This window comes from Pseudohaemophilus parahaemolyticus (assembly GCF_938021905.1).
Taxonomy (GTDB): Bacteria; Pseudomonadota; Gammaproteobacteria; order Enterobacterales; family Pasteurellaceae; genus Haemophilus_A; species Haemophilus_A parahaemolyticus_B.
Genome location: NZ_CALIFA010000084.1, coordinates 1 through 3,642, shown reverse-complemented (window position 1 = coordinate 3,642; position 3,642 = coordinate 1). Strand labels below are relative to the sequence as shown.

General features: G+C 37.7%; 5 protein-coding genes. 3 read left to right on the top strand and 2 right to left on the bottom strand.

Annotation, left to right across the window (positions count from 1 at the left end):
* The coding region (gene purN / locus QMF79_RS09370; protein ID WP_281773634.1) for a phosphoribosylglycinamide formyltransferase at window positions 1-563 on the bottom strand (563 nt) is incomplete at its 3' end.
* A gap of 54 nt (window positions 564-617) precedes the next feature.
* Complete coding sequence (purM, locus tag QMF79_RS09365) at window positions 618-1,652, bottom strand: phosphoribosylformylglycinamidine cyclo-ligase (protein ID WP_281773633.1); 1,035 nt, start codon at window positions 1,650-1,652, stop codon at window positions 618-620.
* A gap of 163 nt (window positions 1,653-1,815) precedes the next feature.
* Between purM and QMF79_RS09360 the strand changes: the two genes are divergently transcribed.
* The 3 genes from QMF79_RS09360 to QMF79_RS09350 form a co-directional block, all read left to right on the top strand.
* Window positions 1,816-1,971: an ABC transporter gene (locus QMF79_RS09360; RefSeq protein WP_281773632.1), complete on the top strand. Its 156-nt coding sequence runs from the start codon at window positions 1,816-1,818 to the stop codon at window positions 1,969-1,971.
* Window positions 1,972-2,141: 170 nt separating this feature from the next.
* Window positions 2,142-2,942 (top strand): sulfite exporter TauE/SafE family protein, encoded by an 801-nt coding sequence (locus tag QMF79_RS09355; RefSeq protein ID WP_040216864.1) that lies wholly within the window; start codon window positions 2,142-2,144, stop codon window positions 2,940-2,942.
* A gap of 119 nt (window positions 2,943-3,061) precedes the next feature.
* Window positions 3,062-3,642: SDR family NAD(P)-dependent oxidoreductase (locus QMF79_RS09350; protein WP_281773631.1), on the top strand; the 581-nt coding region annotated here is incomplete at its 3' end.

Genomic DNA, 3,642 nt, shown 5'->3' with positions numbered 1-3,642 from the left:
CCTTCGGTAAACCATTTAATCACAAGCGGATAAATTTGATATTCTTGCTCACGGGTTCTAGCTTCCACTTCTTCGATGCTATCTTCAGGGAAGATTGGTACTTTTGCTTGTAAAACAATCGCACCACCATCCACTTCTTCATTGACAAAATGAACGGTTGTGCCGTGTTCATTGTCGCCTGCTTCAATCGCACGTTGGTAGGTGTTTAAGCCTGCGTATTTAGGAAGAAGAGAAGGATGGATATTTAAAATTTTCCCTGCAAAACGTTGAGTAAATTTTGGGGTAAGAATTTTCATATAACCAGCAAGGACGATCAAATCTACTGCTAGGCTTTGCAAATAATCGCCAATGGCGTCGTCCATTTCGAGGTTATTGGCAAAATTTTTGCGAAGAAAGACCGCTTGCGGAATCTGTGCTTGTTTGGCTCGAACTAATCCGTAAGCATCAGCTTTGTTACTTACCACACAAGCAATTTTGGCGGGAATATCGCCTGAATGGCAGGCATCAATAATAGTTTGTAAATTCGTTCCTTGACCAGAAATAAGGACGGCAATTTTTTTCATTTTCTTCCTTCTAGAAATCAGCCCAAAAGGGCTGAATTTAAATTTAAGATTTTATTATTGAATCTCAACCTGTGCTTCGCCTTCGCCAAGAGGTGCAATTTTGCCGATAACCCACGCTTTTTCGCCTGCTTGTTCAAGTAATGTAAGAGCGGTTTCAACCTCTTTTTCTGGTAATGCAATTACCATACCTACGCCACAGTTGAAGGTGCGATACATTTCATAACGGCTGATATTGCCTTTTTCTTGCAACCAGCTAAATACTGCAGGCCATTGCCAGCTTGATTCATCAATCACTGCTTTAGTGTTATCAGGCAATACACGCGGGATATTTTCCCAGAAGCCGCCGCCTGTTAAGTGAGCAATGGCGTGAACTTCGATCTGCTTGATCAGCTGTAAAATCGATTTTACATAGATTTTGGTTGGTGCTAAAAGGTGTTCGCTAAGTGATTTGCCTTCCAACAAATCCGCTGGATTTGCACCACTTACTTCAAGCACTTTGCGAATTAACGAATAACCGTTTGAGTGTGCACCGCTTGAGCCTAGTGCGATTAAGGTGTCGCCCGTTTTCACTGCTGTGCCGTCAATAATCTCTGATTTTTCTACCACACCTACGCAGAAACCCGCTAAGTCGTAGTCGCCTTCGTGGTACATTCCTGGCATTTCAGCGGTTTCGCCACCGACTAACGCACAGCCAGACATTTCGCAACCGTCTGCAATACCTTTGATCACACTTGCTGCCACATCAACGTCTAATTTTCCTGTTGCATAGTAATCTAAGAAGAAAAGCGGTTCTGCACCTTGTACGATTAAGTCATTCACACACATTGCCACTAAATCCTGACCAATGGTATCGTGTTTTTTCAAGTCAATCGCAAGGCGTAATTTTGTACCCACGCCGTCTGTACCAGAAACTAAAATTGGCTCTTTATATTTGGTTGGTAAAGCACATAATGCACCGAAACCACCCAATCCGCCCATGACTTCAGGGCGGCGAGTGCGTTTTACATCGCCTTTGATACGTTCGACTAATTCATTCCCAGCGTGAATATCGACGCCAGCATCTTTGTAGCTCAGTTGTGTGTTGCTCACGATTAACCTCAATCAGTTGAAATAAAAATTGGGCAGATTATATCATTAAGCAAACGTTTGCGGAATAAAAATTTAAAGGATTGACTTATGTTTCAAATACAGTATTATTTTGAATGTAACAATTTTGTTACATTTAATATATATAAAAATAAAAGGATCTAGTATGCAAACTAACAATGAGCTTTATCAACTTGCATTAAGCAAGATTAAATCGAATGGCTTAGTATTAAAAAATCAATCATACGCACAAAAACTTCGTTCTATCGGATATGTTGAAAATAAAGTAATGGAGCTTACAGTCCTTAATTTGGAGAGATAGTAACATTTGATAATTAGAAAATATTACATACAAGAAATGGATTTAAGGCAAAATTTGATGGGAATGACCGATGGTTAATTAGACTATTTGGTACCTATGATAAACCTCTCAAAGAATATTTTGTATCATCTGAATGTAATCATCATTTAAGAACTAAATAAGGACAAAAAGTGGAAAATTTATTTATTAATAATAGTATTATTGCTAACTATTTTATTCTTGGTATTTGTTTATTAGTAATAGCCTCTTTTGTAGCAGGTTATATTGATTCTATTGCTGGAGGTGCAGGCTTAATTTTAATTCCTGCATTCTTAATGGTTGGTCTTCCTCCTCAATTAGCATTAGGTCAAGAAAAACTAGTTAGTACTATTGGCACAATCGCGGCTATTAAAAACTTTATGCAAAGCAAATCTATAGTTTGGAAAATTATTCCCATAGGGATTGTTTCTGCGTTATTAGGTGCCTATATTGGGGCAGAAGTTATTTTAATGCTACCAACACATGTTATTAACTATATTATTTTTGCATTTTTACCTTTGGGTTTAGCTGCCACTTTATTTAAAGGAAAACTACTCAAGCAAGAAAATCAAGAGCAAGAAATTAAAAACTCAGCATTATCTATTTTTATTACCTGTTTAATAGTTGGTTTTTATGACGGTTTCTTTGGACCTGGTACAGGCAGTATTTTTATTATAGCATTATTCTTAATTAATAAATTAAGTCTATTGCGTGCTTCTGCGACCTCTAAAATTTTTAATTTTTCCTCTAATATTGGTGCATTCGTATCTTTTATTATTGCAGGTAAAATGGCATTTTTAATAGGTATTCCAATGATTATTGCCAACCTTGTAGGAAACCATATTGGTAGTAAACATGCAATTCACAGTAATGGTGAAATTATCAAAAAAGTGTTGGTAATCACTGTAGGTCTATTGATGTGTACTTTGGGTTACAAAGCCTTATTCGCTTAATACAAAGGGGGTTGAATACGTTTTAACAAGCGAGATTCAACCTCTTTTGTTTTTTCAACCTTGCATAACTTTTTAAACTGTACTATCTTAGTAGTGCATATAAATATAGGAGAAATAAAATGAAAACCACAACCGCATTAGTCACAGGTGCAACCGCAGGCTTTGGCTTAGCAATCTGTAAAAAATTGATCGAAGCAGGCTATAAAGTAATTGGCACGGGTAGACGTGCAGATCGGTTAGCAGAAATCCATTCACAATTAGGCAACAATTTTCTACCGCTTGCCTTTGATATTCGCGATGAACAAGCCATAATTAACGCTCTAAACACCCTTCCTGAAGGCTGGCAAGCGGTCGATTTATTAGTGAATAATGCAGGTTTAGCTTTGGGATTAGAGCCAGCACATAAAGCGGATTTACAAGATTGGTATCAGATGATCGATACCAACATTAAAGGATTGGTTACTATCACTCGTCTTGTGTTGCCAAATATGGTGGCTCGTAATCATGGACAGATTATCAATTTGAGTTCAATTGCAGGTACTTATCCTTATGCAGGCAGTAATGTATATGGTGGAACTAAAGCTTTTGTCACACAATTTAGCTTAAATTTACGAGCCGATTTGGCTGGCACAAAAATTCGAGTAAGCAATGTTGAACCGGGTTTATGTGGCGGTACGGAGTTCTCTAATGTGCGTTTTCA